Here is a 16,843-nt window from a genome sequence, read left to right as displayed (position 1 = left end):
GCCGAGCTAATTATGGCCGGACACTCATCGGCCGGGCGTCCGCCGCGCGCTGACCCCGCATATTTGCCCGAATTAGATGGAGGATGACTTATGGCAAGCGCAGCCCCGGCCAATCTGCCGCTGCTTTATAATGACCTGGTGCCGCTCAACACCGAGCAGCACGGCACGTGGAATTATCGCGAAGTGCAGGGCGCTCCGGAATTCTCCAAGGTGCACGCGGTTCCGATCACGGCGGACGAGTTCGTCCAGGCGCAGCACAGCCTGCCGATCGTCTTCGCCGCCGGCGGTGACCCGATCCCGCTCGCGCTCATGGGCCTGAACGAAGGCGTGAACGTCCTCATCGACGCCGAAGGCAAGCTGCGCGGCCAATCCTACGTTCCGGCCTATATTCGCCGCTATCCTTGGATGCTGGCGCGTCTGCGTCCGGACACGGAAGAGCTGTCGCTCTGTTTCGACCCGACATTCGGCGCGGTCGGCGATTTCGAGGAAGGCGATCCCATCTTCGTTGACGGTCAGCCCAGCGAGATCATCAAGAATGTCCTGACGTTCTGCGAGCAGTTCGAGCAGGCAGCCGCGCGCAGCGGCCAGTTCATTGAGGACATCAAGGCCAGCGGATTGCTGATGGACGGGGAAATGTCGGTTCAGCCCGAGGGCGCGCCGCAGCCGTTCATTTATCGGGGCTTCCTGATGGTGAATGAAGAGAAGCTCCGCGAGGTGCGTGGCGACACGTTGCGCAAGTGGAACCAGAACGGTTTCCTCGCGCTCATCTATGCGCATCTCTTCTCGCTCAACAACATGCGCGAGATCTTCCAGAAGCAGATGCAGCTCGGTCTCATGCCAGAGCCGACGCTGGCCTGACGGCCATAGACCGGGCGATCGCAACGGCGGTCGTCCGGCTCTCTTCCCGATCTCGGACTTCAACTTTGGGGAAAGCCGTGCGATCGGGGCGGTGCTGCGCGCCTTGACGCGACAGGGCGGTTCATTTGTCAGACAATTTTGTATTTGTTTGTCGCGAAGGAAGCTGGTGCCCTTGTAACGGGCACGGCCTTGCCCTAAATCAGTTTAGCGAAGTGCTTGTCCCCCCTTTCGAGCGCTTCGTGAGCGTCCCGCTCTTTGGGACGTCTCCTCCCTGAGCCTTGGCCACCCCGTGCATCCGTGCATGGGGTGGCTCTTTATTTGGGCTTATTCGGCAGCTTGCAGAGCCTGCCCACCCAGCAGTTCCTGCTGAAGATGCCCATCCATCCGGCACAGGATGCGCTGCATGTGCGCGAGCGACCCGGCGCACACGTCCATATGATCGTCGAGATAGAGGGTGCGGTCGATCTCGACTTGTAGGGCGTGGGTGCCTCGATCGGGTGCGCCGTGCCGTTCCAGCGTATAGCTGCCCGGGTAGGGAGCGTTTATCGCGGTGGGCAAGCCAGCGCTCCGCATGACATCGCTACACAGCGCAGTAAGCCGCGAGGCGGCGCTTCGTCCGAACAGATCACCCAGGACGATCTTGGCCTGCTCGCCCCGCCCGTAGCTCCGGGGAAGGGGAGGCATGCTGTGCAGATCCACTAGCAGCGCGATGCCGAACCGTCGATACGCGGCCCGCAGCGCCTGGGCAACGGCCGTATGATAGGGGCGATGGATCTCTGTAATGCGGCGGTGAAGCTCGGCGAAGGGCATGGCTCCGCGCCAGATCGGACCGCAGGGGGCGAGGCGCGTGGGCACGAGGCCCAGTCCGCCACGCACCTTGGCCGTTTCGCGCGCATGAACATGGCGCGGCAAATCCGCGATCAGACGAGGGTCGAACTCGTGCTCGTCCCGGTTGAGATCGATCATGGCCCGCGGCCATCGCGCGACGATGAGGCGTACGTCCGCCTGCCGGAGCCCCTCCGCCACCTGATCGACCAGCCGATCCTCCAGCCGCACCAGAAAGTGCGGCTCGACTCTGGCGCTTGTAAGCAGCGTGTCGGGATAAGTGCGCCCGGCATGGGGGACGGCGTAGACGATAGGAGAGGCCGGCTCCGCCGGGCCATATTGCCAAAAGGCTTCCTGTTTGACCTCGGCTTCCATCATCGGCACGGCGGTTCGCAATCCCCGGGCTTTCCAGCTTTGGTGGAAAATCTTAAAGGGTTCTCTCATAATTAGGCCGGCGAATCTACCGGCCAGGGCGAAGCGCCCTGCCAACTTGAGGACAAAAGGGACAATGATCCGCATTCTGCTCGCGGAAGACGACGATTCGATGCGCCAGTATCTTGCGCGCGCGCTCGAAAAGTCCGGCTATGAGGTCGTTGCGGTGGATCGCGGCACGGCCGCGTTGCCGCTGATCGAAAACGAACATTTCGACCTGCTGCTGACCGACATCGTCATGCCGGAGATGGACGGTATCGAGCTGGCCCAGCATGTCGCACAAAGCTCTCCTTCCACGCGGGTGATGTTCATTACCGGCTTTGCCGCCGTCACCTTGCGCGCCGGACGCGTGGCTCCCGAGGCGAAGGTGCTTTCCAAGCCGTTTCACCTGCGCGACCTCGTGCTCGAGGTGGATCGCATTTTCGATCGAACGAGCGCGACCATCCTTTCCTGAAACGAGAGGATTAGCCCTTGCGCGGGCTCCGACCCGCCGCTAATGGCCTCTCTCCCGTGGGCGTGTAGCTCAGTGGTAGAGCACTGTGTTGACATCGCAGGGGTCGCAAGTTCAATCCTTGCCACGCCCACCATTTAAAACCCCGGAAAGCATTCGCTCTCCGGGGTTTTTCTATGCTCGTGAAAGGCGCAGGTCTCGTTAGACGTCGACGACTGCCGCAGGGTCGACAGCCCGCTTGTAACCCCAGTCGGTCTTGATGGTCGCGCCATCCCGAGCGATGGACTGCATGATCGCATCAATGAGGCGCATGTCCTGCAGACCCTCTTCGCCCGGTGCGACCATTGGCGCGCGCCCGCGCACGACATCGGCCATCCAGTCCATTTCCCGCGCGAACTGGTCGATTTCGGTGATCTCCACCGTCTTGCCATTGGGCGCGCCGAAAGTGAGGCGATTGCCGCCATAGAGGCAGCCCGGATCGGCAACGACGCGACCCTTCTCTCCTGCGACCTGGAAACCCATGCCGCCATTTGAGTTGAACGCGGTCGAGCCGTTGGCGATCGCGCCGGATGGGAAGCGGAACTGCCACGAGACGAGATCCTCCACTTCCTTGAAGCGCGGATCACTGCGGTCAGTGCTCGCCCAGGCACGGACCTCGATCGGCTCCTCGTTGAGTAGATAGCGTGCCGCGTTAATGCCGTAGACGCCCATGTCGGCCAGTGCGCCAGTGCCGGACATTTCCTTGCTGACTCGCCAGGCGTCGGACGGATCGCTGAAATTGGCTTGCCGCGACATGTCGGTCCAAACCGTGCGCGGCTTGCCGATCCCGCCCGAGCGGATGCGTCGCATCGCGGCGAGGTTCGTGGGCTCGTAGTGGCAGCGATAGGCGATCATGAGCTTGCGGTCGGCGGCTTTCGCGGCGGCGATCATCGCTTCTGAATCGGCGACGGTCGTCGCCATCGGCTTCTCGCACAGCACATGCTTGCCTGCCTTGAGCGCGCGGATCGTATATTCTGCATGCATATTGTTGGGCAGCACGATGTAGACGACTTCAATGGCGGGATCGCGAATGATGCGATCATAGGTCTCGTAGGAATAGACGGACTTCGCCGGCACATTATACTGCACAGCGAGACGGGCGGCCTTGGCGGGGTCGCCGCTCACAAGGCCCGTCAGCTTCGCGTTCTTCGTGCGGGTGAGGCCGGGTAGGAGCTGCCCCTGCGAGAGCTTGCCAAGGCCGACGATCGCGAAGCCGACCGGCTTGTCTCCGTCGCTCGATCCGGCACGGCTTTGCGCCATCGCCGCCGGGCTGGCCATCGCCACTGCCGCGCCGGCGACACCCAGCTCGATGAGGTCTCTGCGCGACATATCGTTGATCTCGCTCATTCTTCCTCTCCTCTTTCCCGTTTCATTTGCCGCGCGGTGCAGCGTCACTCGCTGTAGTCAAACCAGTCGAAATCCGCGTGGAGGCCGGTGCCCGCCATGTCCTGACAGGCCATACCGACGAACGCGCCGGTGAAGTTGGCAAGCCCCGGAAGCGTGGCCTCATCCGAGACGACCGACGCGTCGAAGGTTTCCGGCAGGACCACCCAGTCGCTACCAGTGCCTTCGATTCGGTAGGCGAATTTGAGGATGGTGTGATCGACCATGGCGCGCAGTTCGATGCGTCCATCGGGGATCGGGATGGGCCGGGTGAAGCTGTCCGTCTGCGGCTGATCGGGCACGGCGGACATAACCTGCAGGAGGCGGCCATTCTCATCGTCCCGTGAGACGAAAATATAATGGAACTTCGTGCTGTTATAATAGCAGATGAGCCCCGCGCTTTGCTGGAAATGCTGTGGCTCGAAGTCCATGACGCAGCTTGCCGTGTAGGAGAATGCTTCCTGCCGCCGCGCGACGAGCGACTGGCTGAACAGGCTGCCCAGCGTCTCTCGGCCGTAGAGACGCAGATGACCGGGACGTGCGCTCAGGCTGAAGATCTCGTCCGGATAAGGCGTCCGCAGCCACTGGAATTCGCTCGGGAGGGTCTCCGAATCGAACTCGGCACGCGGGGGGAGGGCATCTACATTGGAGACAGCGAAGGGGAATGCGAGTTCCGGCTTGCCCGATCCGTCCCGTGTCCGCAGCCAGCCATCTTCGCCCCAGGCCATTGGCTGGATCGCAGTTTCGCGGCCCATCACGCAGCGGCCGCGATTGGGGAGGGGGCGGCCGCATAGATAGACCATGAACGTCTCGCCGTCCGGTGTCTCCACGATATCGGCATGGCCGGCGCGCTGGAGAGGTCCGGTCGGATCATGGCGTGCAGTGAGAACCGGATTTTGCGGGTGGACTTCATAGGGGCCGGTCAGGCTCCTCGATCGCGCCATGGTCACGGCGTGGCCCCAGAAGGTGCCGCCTTCCGCCGTGATGAGATGATACCAGCCGTCGCGCTTGTAGATGTGCGGCGCCTCAGTGAAGCCGAGCGCGGTGCCGGGAAAAATCATCTGGCGCTCGCCAATCAGGCGCTGCTCCGTCGGGGAGTATTCCTGCATGACGATGCCGGCGAAGCGGTTTCGGCCCGCGCGATGATCCCAAAGCATGTTCGTGAGATACTTCCGGCCATCATCATCGTGGAACAGCGAGGGATCGAAGCCGCTGCTGTTCAGCCGGATCGGCTCCGACCAGTCGCCCTCGATCGTGGGGCTCGTCACCATGTAATTATGGAAATCGCGCAGCGACGCGCCAGATGTTCCACCGACACTGGTCCGGCCAAAGCGTTTCACGTCGGTGTAGACAAGGTAGAACAGGCCGTCGTCATAAGTGAGGCAGGGTGCCCAGATGCCGCAGCCGTCGCCGTCGCCCCGCATGTCGAGCTGGCTCGGGCGATTGAGCGGGCGGGCGACCAGCGTCCAGTTCGCCAGATCGCGCGAGTGAAAAATCTGGACGCCGGGAAACCACTCGAAGGTCGAGGTGGCGATGTAATAGTCATCCCCCACGCGAACGATCGACGGATCGGGGTTGAAGCCTTTGAGAATGGGATTTGTAATGGTCATGCCGTCGCTCCGCGGGCCGGGTCGCGCACGACCATCCAGAGCCACAGAGCTCCAACCAGATCGAGCACGCCAAGCGCGATGAAAAATGGATCATAGCCCACTGTTGCGACCAGTGAGCCGATCGCCAGCGAGAACACCAAAATGCCGAAATTGGCAACCGTGCCGGCAATGCCCGCGACGGTTCCGACCTCATGGGCCGGGAACAGGTCCGTCGCCAGCGTGATGCAGGTGACCGAAAGGGTCTGATGCGCGAAGCCGCCAAGGCTGAGCAGCGCGATCGCCACATAGGGGCTGTCCACGAAACCGACGAACATCATGCTCGTCATCATGATAGCGCCGATGGTGAAGGCCGTGCGGCGCGCGTTGAGCAGCGTGAAGCCACGCCTCTGGAACCATGCGACCAGAATTGGGCCGAACATGCAGCCGACATCTGCCGTAAGGAACGGCAGCCAGGCGAACATCGCGATCTGCGTCAGATCGAAGCCGCGCACCGTGGTCAAATAGAGCGGGAGCCAGAAAGTGAGAGTACCCCATGTCGGGTCGGCCAACATGCGCGGAATGGCGATGCCCCAGACGTTGCGGCGCTTGAAAAAGCTGAGGAGGGGAGGGCGTGCGGGCAAGTCGATCGAGGCATGCTCCTGCCCGGACAGGACATAGTCCCGCTCGGTTGCCGACATGCGCGGATGAACGCGAAGCGGCCGGTAGAGGAAGTACCACGCAGCAGCCCATGCGAGACCAAGCGCGCCGGTGATGAGGAAGGCCGCGTGCCAGCTCCAGTAATAGATCGACGCGGCGACCAGCGGGGGCGCCAGCATCGAGCCGAACGACGCGCCGACATTATAGACGCCACCGGCAAAACCGCGCTCGCGGGCAGGGAACCACTCCGCCACGACCTTGAGCCCGCCGGGCTGCGCGGAGCCTTCCGCAAGGCCCATGGTCCCGCGCAACACAGCCAGAACCGGCCAGCTTCCGGCGAGCGCATGGGCGGCGGTAATCAGCGACCAGGTCGCGGCACACGCCGCCAGACCGTAGCGCAGGCCCACGACGTCAAGCAGATAGCCGGCGAACGTCTGGAGCATGATGCCGAGCTGGAACGCCCCGGTGATCCAGGAATATTCCTTCTCGCCAATGCCAAGCTCCGGCAGCATGTACGGGGCCGCAACGCTCAGCGTGCTCCGCGTCAGATAGTTAAGGATGGTGCCGAGCATGACGAGCCCGATCATCCACCAGCGCAGCATGCCTCGCCGTCCCGTCACACAAACCCTTTCTTAAAAACTTGGTTAAAATTCGCCGATTCGGCGCGAGTCACTCGTGCTCTCAGCATGGAATGACTTGATACTACAGTCTTTTGTTCGCCCTCAGTCGGTCTCGTCTCTCCGGGCGACCCTGATGCCGCGAAGCCACACATACGAAACGGATGTTCGCGCAGTTGTCAATTTCTCGGACAATATGCCGGCTCGATATTGACCTCCTGAGGGCTTCATGCCTAAAACAACATTCGATCATATACGATACGATACGTGGTCGAATTAAAGGGGAGAGGTATGCTTAAGAGCAATTTCCATAGGATTAGTGTGTCTTCCAGCGTTGTTGCTATCGCGCTGGCGATGGGCAGTGCTGCGCACGCTCAGGAGACGGCGTCGCCGACGCCGATCACGTCTGCCAACCAGTCAGCTGACCCGGACATCGTGGTCACCGGTTCGGCCATTCGCGGCGTTGCGCCGGTGGGTTCCAATCTTATTTCGGTTGGTCAGGAAACGATCGAGAAGACCGCTCCGGTCAATCTCTCGCAGCTGACTAACACCGTTCCGTCGATCTCGACTGCAGGCTCGATCCCCCAGGGCGAGAACGCCTTCTCCTATTATTCGCCGCAGATCCACAGCCTTGCCGGTTCGTCGTCCAACACGACGCTGGTGATCGTGGACGGCCTGCGTCTTCCTGGTGGTGGTCAGCAGTTCAACCAGACCGATCCGAACATCATTCCGGTCAGCGCTATCCAGCGCGTCGAAGTTCTCGCGGACGGCGCGTCCACGGCTTATGGTTCGGACGCCGTCGCCGGCGTGGTGAACTACATCACGAAGCGCACATTCGATGGCTTCGATATGAATATCCAGCAGGGCTTCGCTAAGAGCTACCGCAACACTGCTATCAACGCGATTTGGGGCACGACCTGGGATTCGGGCGGCGTCTACATCGCCGGTTCTTGGTCCAAGCAGAACACGCTGCTGAACCGTGAGCGCGAGTTCACCAGCCGTGGCGACTATCGTTCGCTGGGTGGTTCGAACAACCTGAGCTTCACCTGCCCCAATGCGACGATCACCGTCCAGCAGCAGGGCGGTCTGGCGAACTCGGGTATTGCAAACCGGGTGTTCCTCGGTCCGCAAGCCACGACCTCAGTTGCGAACTCGGCCGCTAACGCGCCCTGTAACAACTCGGTCTACAGCACGATGGTGCCGGGTCAGGGTCGCGGTAACGTCTACATGAAGGTTATCAACGATTTCTCCGACAAGCTGTCGATGCAGTTCACCATGAACTACAACCGTCAGCGCACCAATTCGCCGGGCGCGCCGGGCACAATCAATGGGCTCGCCTATGGCACGGGTGCTACTGGCGGTGCGAACAACCGATTCCCTGCCCAATATAACCCGTTCTTCCTGGCGCCCGCTGGCGCACCGACGACGACGATCGAGAACGTCAACGTTCTCGCGCTTCGTGCGGATAACGACTATGGCTATACCCGCACCCAGGCGGACGTGATCTACGCGACCTTCCAGGCGAGCTACAAGATCAACGACAAGTGGACGCTGACCTTCAGCGACGCCGCCGGCTGGAACCGTTCGGCAACAGACGCGCTGAATACTTTCTGCGGTGCCTGCGCCAACCTCGCGCTCAATGGCACGACGCAAAACGGTAACGTCAATGCGTCGGCTGTTTCAGGCCAAAGCGTGATTGCGCTGAATCTGCCCCTCACGACGGCGAATGCAATCGACGTGTGGCGTCCGCTCAACGACCCGAGCAACCGGACGTCTGCGGCGGTCCAGCGTTCGCTCTACTCGAACGACTCCGGCAATACGAACCTCAACCAGTTCAACCAGATGAAGCTCGATCTGCAGGGCTCGCTGTTCGAACTACCCGGTGGCGATGTTCGCGTCGCAATCGGCGGTGAGTATTACTGGCAGGATCAGCAGCAGAAGTTCATCGGCGGCAATAACACTGGCCCGACGACAACTGGCGCAAGCTACCGCAACTATGAATATAAGCGCGACGTGAAGTCGTTCTACGGCGAGCTTTATGTTCCGGTCGTGAGCCCGGAGATGGAAATCCCGTTCATCTACAAGTTCGATCTCTCGATCGCTGGCCGTTACGATAAGTTCAGCGACGTGGGTGACACGACCAATCCCAAGTTCGCTGCGAACTGGGAAGTCGTGCCGGGCCTCAAGCTGCGTGGTAACTACTCGAAGGCCTTCGTGGCACCGCCGATCGCTGTGATCGGTGATCCGTCGCAAGGTTATCTCTATGCTTCGGGTTCTGTGGGCACGACAGGTACGATCAACCTTCCTGTTTCTGCCTTCCCGAATGTCATCAACGTGCCGGGTGCCCGCGTCGTCGATGCGAATGGCAACGCAACGGCTACGCCCTGCACCGCAGCGACCCAGATCTGTAATATTGGTGGCGGTCAGGCTGCCAACGGCGATGCTGTCGGCGCACTGCGTCGTCAGCTCGGCGGTGGTCTGGTTGGCGTGACCCCGCAGCGGGGCCGCAGCTGGTCGGTCGGTGTCGATCTGGCGCCGCGCTTCCTGCCTGGCTTCATGGGTGCGGTGACTTTCTTCCACAACACCTTCATCGGTGGTGTGAGCTCGCCCAGCCCGGCAGCGATCACGGCTTCGGCTGGTCTTCGTAACCTGCTGACGCTCTGCACCCAGCCCACGGGTTGTACGGCTGATCAGATCAATACCTTCGGAAACGTAGCCAACGGCTCGGTCATTGGCAGCACTGTCCCGCTCGTTACGGCCTACCTGATCGATCAGTCAGTGCGTAACGCGTTGGATCTGAAAGTTGAGGGTATCGACGCGTCGTTCAGCTACCGTACGCAGGAAACCGGTATCGGCCGGTTCACCGTGGGTACGGCTCTGACCTACTTCACGAAGTTCCGTCAGGCGTTCGCTGGTGCAGAGGACTTCTCGATCCTGAACACCTCCGGCTACAATACGACCTTCCCGTCGGTTCAGTTCAAGAACCGTGCGCAGTTCGGTTGGGAGATGGGTGGCTTCGCGGCTGACATTTTCTGGAACTACACGGGTTCTTACCGGAACTGGGGTAGCCAGTCGGTTGCGGTGATCACTCGCGATGCGAACGGCAACCCGAATGGCGGCGGCGACTATGTCAGCCCGAACCATGTGTTCGACCTCCACCTGCAGTACACGATCGGTGGCGACAGCATTATGAAGGGCTGGCAGGTCTATGCCGACGTTCAGAACCTGTTCGATCGTGACCCGCCGTTCTACAACGGTAACGTGGGCGGCATCACCGGCGCAGGCTTTGGTTACAACTCCTTCGTGTCCAACCCGCTGGGTCGGATCATCTCGATCGGTGCTCGTATCAAGCTCTGATCTGTAACATCCTCCTGGGCCGCCCTTCGGTTTAACGCTGAAGGGCGGCCTTATTGTTTCGACTTTCTGTCGATTCCGGCGCCCAGCAAGAGTGTTGTGGCGCCGGTTTCGTATTTAGACTGAAACGCGTCGGGGCAGGCAGGATTGGCGCCATGAACCACGCGAGAGATGGGAAGGGCGGGGGCCAGCCCCCGGTCACTGGCGACGAGATATTGATCGTGCGCCGTGGTGCTCGCAAAGAAAAAGCCGCCAGATTTTCACCTGGCGGCTTCTTATCACCCAGAAGGCTGGCCTATGACAGAGTGCACAGGCCAGCGAGAGCGCTTCGACTTACTGCCGAGCGCCGGATTCGACCGTGTAGGCGTGGAGACCTTCCGGATAGGGGTTAATGGCGACGCGCGTGCCCATCTGGCCCACCGGGCCGCCGAAGCTGGCACGGTGCCAGCGCCCCTGCGCGGCCGTGATGATGTCGCCGGCGGACGCGGTAAACACCTTCTCGCCCTCCACCTGAAGCGTGACATTGCCCTCCATCACGAACCAGAACTCGTCATAGCCGACGTGGAAATGGCCTAGGTTTGAGGGCGGCGGCGTCTCGGTGCCGCGACCGCGAATATTGTTCACGAACAGGTGCTGCGTGGCGATGAACGCACCAGGGCGGCCGCCGCCTTCCACCACATCCTTGTAATAGTCGAGATAGGGCTTGTTCTTGTCGTCAAAGCCGCCGCGCCCGCCCGTCCCGAGGCGCTCCTCATAGACAAAGCCATTGGCTGGTTTAGGCTTGGTCGTGGTGGTCTCGACCGGATAGAGCGGCATATCCGCCGCAGCATGAACCTCGAAGTAGAGCGCCGGTTCGTTACCGACCGTCTCCAGTGTGAAGGGCACGCGATAAGGCACGTTGATCTCGAAGCCTTTGCGCGCGATGAAGGGTTCCTGACCTTCCATCGTTACCTTGGCCTCGCCGCTCCAGACAATGATCGCCGTGCGATTGTCGGAATAAGCAACGGCCTCGGTCTTCTCGCCCGGCGCGATCTGGTGCCAGTCGGCGACGATATCCTTGTTCCGGATGATCGGCTGCGACCAGCTCTTCTGGCCTTTATGCATCGCGAGCACATCCGAGAGCTTCCACCAGGGCCGGTTCGGCGCGGTGTAGGCGGCGTAGGGAGTCTTTTTCGGCGTCCAGAAACGCATGGGCGGCGGCGGCGTGAAGCGGCGCGGCGCGGCGCCAGCCGGTGGGCCACCCGGCGCGGCGGCACCGCCTGCGGGCGCGGGGGGGGCGGGTGGGGTCTGGCCGTTAGCTGCCACCGATCCCAATGCCACGCTTAACGTCAGTGCGCCTGTCATGGCACGCAACCATTTTGATTTCATCTTTGTCCTCTCCCTCGCCCGCTCAATCGAGCGTTTATCCTATATGATAGGATATGCCCTTGCCGGTCAATTCAATATGCAACACATAGGCGCAGTGGATGGCCGTGTGCCGGAGAGGATGATTACTGATGTCGTTTGTCAACAAAGCCGCTTTCGGAGTAGCCGCTGCGCTCGCAATGGGCGTCTCGGTCCAGGCTTCCGCTCAGCAAACCGATTGCCGCGCTATCACTGATCCTGCTGCGCGACTGGCCTGCTATGACACGCGCGATCAGACGCCCCCCGGTTCGCCGTCTTCGGCCGCTCCGGCGCCCTCCCGTCCGTCCACGAGCGCGCCGGTCGCTCCTGCTCCCATGGCGACCGCGCCTTCGGGAGGAACGACGACGACGAAGGAGGCGGTGAAGGCAGATCCTTTCGGTGAGGTCGCCGTGGTTACGCGTCTGCGTTATGGCCGGTTCCGCATCCAGCTTGCCGATGGCCGCGTGTTCGACACGACGGTAAACAATGTGACGCCGCCAGTCGTCGGTGAAACCGTTACATTCCGTCGCGGCGGATTCGGCAACACGTTCCTCGATATGAAGAACGGCGATTCGATCACTGTACGCCTGTCGCGTCCCTCCCGGTAAGCCCGCGCTCTCAAGATGGCTGATTAGCGAGGTGCGAGGGCGGAACGCGGCCGAAATAATCCTATAGGATTTCGCTGCAACCCGACTATAACCCTTCCCAAAGACCGGCCCCAGCCGGCCGCTGCGAAGGGAGAGTTTATGGCACGAATTTCCGGACTTATGATGTGTGTGGCGCTGGGCGCGATGGCTGGGCCGGCTATGGCTCAACCTCAGCCCCAGCCGACGCAGAACCAGACCCTCGAGCAGCGGATCGGTCACACTGATCTCTCGAAGATGCGCGAGCTGAGCAATGTTCACGCCGGGGCCGGCAAGATGCGCTTCGGCGCTGTGCTGAATGCCAATGCGCTGAGCACCAATCTCATGTTCCTTCACGCGGGTGAGATCCAGCCCAAGAGCGGAATCGGCCAGCATTTCCACAATACGTGCGAAGAGATGTTCGTCATTCTCGACGGCGAGGCGCAATTCACCGTGGATGGCCGTACCTCGACCATCAAGGGACCGGCAGGCGCGCCGGACCAGATGGGCCACGCCCATGCGATCTACAACGCGACAGACAAGCCGCTTCGGTGGTTGAATATCAATGTCGGCATGGGGAAGACCTATGACGCGTTCGATCTGGGCGACCCACGCGTAGGCGTGCCGCTCGATCCGATTCCCCAGTTCATGACGATGCGGCTCGACCGCGCGCTGCTCAAAGCGGTAACCGGCAAGGACGGCGGGCAGGGGCAGGTCATGTATCGGCGCGCCCTTGATCCCAGCGTCTTCCGCACGCCCTGGAGCTATGTCGATCATCTCCTCATGCCGGCCGGCACCAGCATTGGCGCTCAGCCGTTTCAGGCCATGAGCGAAGTCTTCTACGTCATGGGCGGAAGCGGTGAGGCCACGGTGAACGGGGAGACCGTTCGGATCAGCAAGGGCGACGCCGTCCCGGTCGATGTCAGCCAGACCCGCGCGATCCGCTCGACCGGCACGGAGCCTCTGGAACTGATGGTCCTGGGCATCGCCAAGGATCTCGAAGCCAAAGCGGAGTTCGTCAAGGCGACGATACCGCGCCGGAACTGATAAGAGGCACAGGGTTGCGGGCCGATCATATTGGCCTGCCGCTCCCGGATGCTTGTCCAGAAGGGCGGCGTCCGGACATCAGCAAGTATCAAGGAGTGAGTATGCGAGGATTTGGGCGAGGGTTAGGAACAGCGGCGACGGCAATCGTCGTGATGATGGCACCTGCGGCTTATGCGCAGCCGGCTGCCCCCGTCGCAGCGCCGAAGATCGAGCGGCTCGATCCCGCGCTCGATGCACTCATCGACGTCAATACCCCGATCGAACAGGTTGCGACTGGCTTCAGCTTCACCGAAGGGCCGGTATGGCACAAGGGCAAGCTCTGGTTCTCGGACGTCACTGGCGACAAATTGCGGACCGTCGACGCGAGCGGCAAGGTCGAAGTGGTGCTGGACAATTCCGGCGGCTATCCCAACCCGCCCAAGGGCGCGAACATCGGATCAAACGGGCTCGTGCCGGACAAGGACGGCAGCATCCTGATGGCACAGATGGGTGCACGCCGGATCGCTCGGCTGGACGCGCAGGGTAAAGTTACGGCTGTCGTTTCCGATTATGAAGGCAAGCGCCTCAACAGCCCGAACGATCTCGTCGTCGCGCCGGACGGGGCGATATGGTTCACTGATCCGCCTTTTGGCCTGTTCAACGGCATGGACAAGGATCCCGCCAAGGAACTCGCCTATAGTGGTGTGTTCCGTTACGCTGCGGGCAAGCTGACGCCAGTAATTACCGACCTTCCTCTGCCCAATGGCATTGCGTTCTCGCCGGACGGGAAGACACTCTATGTCAGCAACTATGGCGAGCCCGGCTCCATTTATGCCTACACGGTGGGTGCCGGTGGCGCGCTTTCGGGCAAGCGGACAGTTATCGACTATCCGCGCGACGGCCGCGGCGGCGCTGACGGCATGAAGGTCGACAGCAAGGGCAATATCTGGGCGACGGGTCCGGGAGGTCTTTGGATCATGACGCCGCAGGGCAAGGTCCTTGGCCGCCTCCGCATGCCTGCCCAGACAGCGAACCTCGCTTTTGGGGATGATGGCAAGAGCGTTTACATCACCTCTTCGGCGAGCGTCTATCGCGTGAAGCTCAAGGTTCTCGGGCTGATGCCCCGCTATAGTCGCTGAGAGAGACGATCTGTGATCAAATAAAAAGGGGGCGGTCGCATAAGCGGCCGCCCCTTTCTTTTCCCGTCTTCGCATCCGGAAAGCAGGATCCGGAATTCAGTTGATATGTGGCGTGGGCGGCCCCGCATCCTTCATCGCTCCGCCGGAAGTCGGCTTCCCGGATGCGCCGCCGCCCGTCGTGTAATGAGCATTCAGATAGTCGGTTACCGTCTTCTGCTCTGCCGGCTCGAGTTCGGCACCGCGATCAATCATCGACTGAACGACCACAGCCCACTCGCCTGCCGGCTTCTCCACGAAGACCTGCGCGGTCGTGTGGCAGAAGCCACACCGCTCGTTGATCAGATCCAGGCCCGGTCCTGGTGGGGGCGCGCCCGGCGTTGCCACCGGACCAGGCGCAGCGCCTGCCGGCTGGGCAACAGCGGAGAAGGAGCTGAACGCTGCGGCTGCAAGGGCAGCCGCAGCAAGAGGTAACGCAAACTTGCTCAACATTCCGGTTCCTTATTCGAGGCCGTATACGACGACTTCGTCTGCCGTGGCCGGCTGAGATGCGAAGCCGCCCGTGGCGACGACCGCGACCAGTTGTTTGCCGGACTTGGTGCCGTAGGTCATAGGCGTGCCGTAACTCGATGCAGGCAGCTTATCACTCCACAGCTCCTTGCCGGTCTTCGTGTCAAACGCACGAAACATCGAATCACGTGTCCCTCCGATGAACGTGAGACCGCTGGCTGTCGTAATCGGACCACCCGCACTCAAAACGCCCATGTCCTTCAGGGCAGGGTCGTCGTTCGTTCCCAGCGTAGAGCGCCATGCGACATCGCCTGTGTTCACGTTCACCGCGACCAGTTCGCCCGCCTTGCCATTGTGGCAGGGAGTGCCCGTCTCGGGATCCTGGAAGTAGGCGTAGCCACGCTTCAGGCCATAGCTGCCATCAGGCTGCAGACCCAGCTGCTGCGGGCTGGCGAGCTGGTTGAGGTTGATGACGTAGAGGCCGGTGGCAGGATCGAAAGCGCCGCCACCCCAATCGGAGCCGCCGAGGCTGCCGGGGAAGAAGTTAACGGCTGAATCCACCCGCAGCGGCTGGAACATTTTGCTCGGTACGATCTGGAAGTCGGCGATCATCTTCTCGCAGCGCTGCCGCACTTCCGGCGGGCCGGCGATGATCTCATCTGCGTTCCAGCTGAGGCGGGTGAGCGGCTCGGGCTTGGACGGGAACGGCTGTGTCGGCCAGGGCTGCTCGCCCGGCGCGTCCGTCTCGGTCGGCACGGGCACTTCAGTCACGTCATAGAGCGGCTTGCCAGTCACGCGGTCGAGAATGAACATGATCGACATCTTGTTCATCACAACGATCGCCGGGATCGTGCGCCCACCGCGCTTCACATCGACCAGAGTGGCGACGGGGATGTCCACGTCCCAGATGTCGTGATGAACGGTCTGGAAGTGCCAGAGATACTTGCCCGTCTTCGCGTTCACCGCAACGATCGAGTTCCCGTACAGGTTCTGACCCTTCCGGTCGCCGCCCCAGCGGTCAAAGGTAGGCGCCGCGACGGGGAGATAGGCAATGCCGCGCTTGTCGTCGACCACCACGAAGGTCCACACGTTCATGCCTGAACGGTTCTTCCAGCTGTCGCCTTCCCAGGTGCCGAAATTCTTGTCGCCCGGCTGCGGAATGGTCTTGAACGTCCACACGAGCTTACCAGTGACGGCGTCCCATGCACGCACGTCGCCAGCGGCACCCTTAATTGGGTTCTCCTGCACGCGCGAACCCGTGATGATGAGGTTCTTGTAGATGGCGGGCGGGCTGCTCATGCCGAGGGGCGCGCGCGGCATGCCGTTCATCACCTCAGGCGTCTTCATGTCGACGGCGCCTTCCACGCCGAAGCCCGCGACGGGCTTTCCGGTGGTCGCATCGAGCGCAAAGAGCTTGCCGGTGCGCGTGCCGAACACGATGCGCGCGCCTGTTCCCTTGGTGCCGGGCCAGTAAGCGACACCGCGCGTCGAGGGCTGATCGTTGTTGGGAAGAGAGAAAGACCACAGCTCAGTGCCGTTGGCTGCGTCCAGAGCGACGACGCGGCGATAGGGCGTGGCGACATACATGACGCCGTTGACCACGATGGGCGTCGCTTCGGATGCGGAGAAGCCTGTCCGGAAGCGCTGCGGCACGCCATCGGGGATCGGAATATTCTCACCCTGCGTGCCCGCGGGACGCATGTGATAGGACCAGATTTTTTTCAGCTTGGTCACGTTTGCAGGCGTGATCTCGCGCAAAGGAGAGTTACGGGCATGACTTTCGTCCCGGCCATAGCTGCTCCAGTCGCCCTTGGACTGGGCGAGTCCCGGCGTTGCGCACATAATCGCGCTGATGAGCGCGCCACCCGCCAGAACAGATTTCATCCGGCCCAAGTCTTTGCTTTTCAACCATTCTCTCCCAATTGCCGGCCGCGCAAAAAACCTCGCAGCTGGTTCGTTG

The 16,843-nt window shown here is 61.7% G+C and carries 13 protein-coding genes and 1 tRNA gene; 7 read left to right on the top strand and 7 right to left on the bottom strand.

Annotation, left to right across the window (positions count from 1 at the left end):
- Positions 1-90 precede the first annotated feature (90 nt).
- Entirely contained in the window at positions 91-858 is a 768-nt protein-coding gene (locus ACNAOH_RS04875) for a SapC family protein (RefSeq protein WP_443971638.1), read from the top strand.
- Between the two features lie 324 nt (positions 859-1,182).
- Here ACNAOH_RS04875 and ACNAOH_RS04870 read toward each other — a convergent pair whose 3' ends face one another.
- On the bottom strand, positions 1,183-2,127 hold the full coding sequence (locus ACNAOH_RS04870) for an N-formylglutamate amidohydrolase (protein WP_443971637.1): 945 nt from the start codon (positions 2,125-2,127) through the stop codon (positions 1,183-1,185).
- A 64-nt stretch (positions 2,128-2,191) separates the two neighbouring features.
- Between ACNAOH_RS04870 and cpdR the strand changes: the two genes are divergently transcribed.
- The gene (cpdR, locus tag ACNAOH_RS04865) at positions 2,192-2,569 is read left to right on the top strand and encodes a cell cycle two-component system response regulator CpdR (RefSeq protein WP_443971636.1); all 378 of its coding nucleotides are present in this window, start codon (positions 2,192-2,194) and stop codon (positions 2,567-2,569) included.
- 58 nt (positions 2,570-2,627) lie between these two features.
- Positions 2,628-2,702: transfer RNA gene (locus ACNAOH_RS04860), tRNA-Val, on the top strand.
- Between the two features lie 65 nt (positions 2,703-2,767).
- Here the strand turns inward: ACNAOH_RS04860 and ACNAOH_RS04855 are convergent.
- From ACNAOH_RS04855 to ACNAOH_RS04845, 3 genes are read right to left on the bottom strand one after another with little or no spacing between them, the layout of a single operon-like run.
- Positions 2,768-3,952 (bottom strand): Gfo/Idh/MocA family protein, encoded by a 1,185-nt coding sequence (locus ACNAOH_RS04855; RefSeq protein ID WP_443971635.1) that lies wholly within the window; start codon positions 3,950-3,952, stop codon positions 2,768-2,770.
- Positions 3,953-3,996: 44 nt separating this feature from the next.
- The gene (locus ACNAOH_RS04850; RefSeq protein WP_443971634.1) at positions 3,997-5,598 is read right to left on the bottom strand and encodes a glycoside hydrolase family 43 protein; all 1,602 of its coding nucleotides are present in this window, start codon (positions 5,596-5,598) and stop codon (positions 3,997-3,999) included.
- A complete protein-coding gene (locus ACNAOH_RS04845) occupies positions 5,595-6,836 on the bottom strand; it encodes an MFS transporter (protein WP_443971633.1) in 1,242 nt (413 codons plus the stop codon). The genes ACNAOH_RS04850 and ACNAOH_RS04845 overlap by 4 nt, the downstream gene beginning before the upstream one ends.
- A 336-nt stretch (positions 6,837-7,172) precedes the next feature.
- Here ACNAOH_RS04845 and ACNAOH_RS04840 point away from each other — a divergent pair, with 336 nt between their 5' ends.
- Positions 7,173-10,208 (top strand): TonB-dependent receptor domain-containing protein, encoded by a 3,036-nt coding sequence (locus ACNAOH_RS04840; RefSeq protein ID WP_443971632.1) that lies wholly within the window; start codon positions 7,173-7,175, stop codon positions 10,206-10,208.
- Positions 10,209-10,538: 330 nt separating this feature from the next.
- On the opposite strand, the gene ACNAOH_RS04835 is transcribed toward ACNAOH_RS04840, so the two are convergent.
- On the bottom strand, positions 10,539-11,549 hold the full coding sequence (locus ACNAOH_RS04835) for a cupin domain-containing protein (RefSeq protein ID WP_443971631.1): 1,011 nt from the start codon (positions 11,547-11,549) through the stop codon (positions 10,539-10,541).
- Between the two features lie 152 nt (positions 11,550-11,701).
- Here ACNAOH_RS04835 and ACNAOH_RS04830 point away from each other — a divergent pair, with 152 nt between their 5' ends.
- The 3 genes from ACNAOH_RS04830 (at position 11,702) to ACNAOH_RS04820 (ending at position 14,376) form a co-directional block, all read left to right on the top strand.
- Positions 11,702-12,196, top strand: a complete 495-nt coding sequence (locus tag ACNAOH_RS04830; RefSeq protein WP_443971630.1) for a hypothetical protein — start codon at positions 11,702-11,704, stop codon at positions 12,194-12,196.
- 138 nt (positions 12,197-12,334) lie between these two features.
- On the top strand, positions 12,335-13,258 hold the full coding sequence (locus tag ACNAOH_RS04825) for a cupin domain-containing protein (RefSeq protein ID WP_443971629.1): 924 nt from the start codon (positions 12,335-12,337) through the stop codon (positions 13,256-13,258).
- A gap of 152 nt (positions 13,259-13,410) precedes the next feature.
- On the top strand, positions 13,411-14,376 hold the full coding sequence (locus tag ACNAOH_RS04820; RefSeq protein WP_443972047.1) for an SMP-30/gluconolactonase/LRE family protein: 966 nt from the start codon (positions 13,411-13,413) through the stop codon (positions 14,374-14,376).
- A gap of 96 nt (positions 14,377-14,472) precedes the next feature.
- On the opposite strand, the gene ACNAOH_RS04815 is transcribed toward ACNAOH_RS04820, so the two are convergent.
- Together ACNAOH_RS04815 and ACNAOH_RS04810 are read right to left on the bottom strand one after the other, a co-directional pair.
- The gene (locus ACNAOH_RS04815) at positions 14,473-14,865 is read right to left on the bottom strand and encodes a hypothetical protein (RefSeq protein WP_443971628.1); all 393 of its coding nucleotides are present in this window, start codon (positions 14,863-14,865) and stop codon (positions 14,473-14,475) included.
- Positions 14,866-14,874: 9 nt separating this feature from the next.
- Positions 14,875-16,767, bottom strand: a complete 1,893-nt coding sequence (locus ACNAOH_RS04810; protein ID WP_443971627.1) for an outer membrane protein assembly factor BamB family protein — start codon at positions 16,765-16,767, stop codon at positions 14,875-14,877.
- Positions 16,768-16,843 lie beyond the last annotated feature (76 nt).

It is taken from the genome of Sphingobium sp. CR28, from assembly GCF_052327305.1.
Lineage (GTDB): Bacteria > Pseudomonadota > Alphaproteobacteria > Sphingomonadales > Sphingomonadaceae > Sphingobium.
This window is presented reverse-complemented; position numbering and strand designations above follow the sequence as displayed.

Excerpts from the sequence above, each read along its gene's own strand:
- ACNAOH_RS04875 (WP_443971638.1), top strand. The coding sequence starts at position 91 with ATGGCAAGCGCAGCCCCGGCCAATCTGCCGCTGCTTTATAATGACCTG.
- ACNAOH_RS04870 (WP_443971637.1), bottom strand. The coding sequence starts at position 2,127 with ATGAGAGAACCCTTTAAGATTTTCCACCAAAGCTGGAAAGCCCGGGGA.
- cpdR (WP_443971636.1), top strand. The coding sequence starts at position 2,192 with ATGATCCGCATTCTGCTCGCGGAAGACGACGATTCGATGCGCCAGTAT.
- ACNAOH_RS04855 (WP_443971635.1), bottom strand. The coding sequence starts at position 3,952 with ATGAGCGAGATCAACGATATGTCGCGCAGAGACCTCATCGAGCTGGGT.
- ACNAOH_RS04850 (WP_443971634.1), bottom strand. The coding sequence starts at position 5,598 with ATGACCATTACAAATCCCATTCTCAAAGGCTTCAACCCCGATCCGTCG.
- ACNAOH_RS04845 (WP_443971633.1), bottom strand. The coding sequence starts at position 6,836 with ATGCTGCGCTGGTGGATGATCGGGCTCGTCATGCTCGGCACCATCCTT.
- ACNAOH_RS04835 (WP_443971631.1), bottom strand. The coding sequence starts at position 11,549 with ATGACAGGCGCACTGACGTTAAGCGTGGCATTGGGATCGGTGGCAGCT.
- ACNAOH_RS04830 (WP_443971630.1), top strand. The coding sequence starts at position 11,702 with ATGTCGTTTGTCAACAAAGCCGCTTTCGGAGTAGCCGCTGCGCTCGCA.
- ACNAOH_RS04825 (WP_443971629.1), top strand. The coding sequence starts at position 12,335 with ATGGCACGAATTTCCGGACTTATGATGTGTGTGGCGCTGGGCGCGATG.
- ACNAOH_RS04820 (WP_443972047.1), top strand. The coding sequence starts at position 13,411 with ATGATGGCACCTGCGGCTTATGCGCAGCCGGCTGCCCCCGTCGCAGCG.
- ACNAOH_RS04815 (WP_443971628.1), bottom strand. The coding sequence starts at position 14,865 with ATGTTGAGCAAGTTTGCGTTACCTCTTGCTGCGGCTGCCCTTGCAGCC.
- ACNAOH_RS04810 (WP_443971627.1), bottom strand. The coding sequence starts at position 16,767 with ATGAAATCTGTTCTGGCGGGTGGCGCGCTCATCAGCGCGATTATGTGC.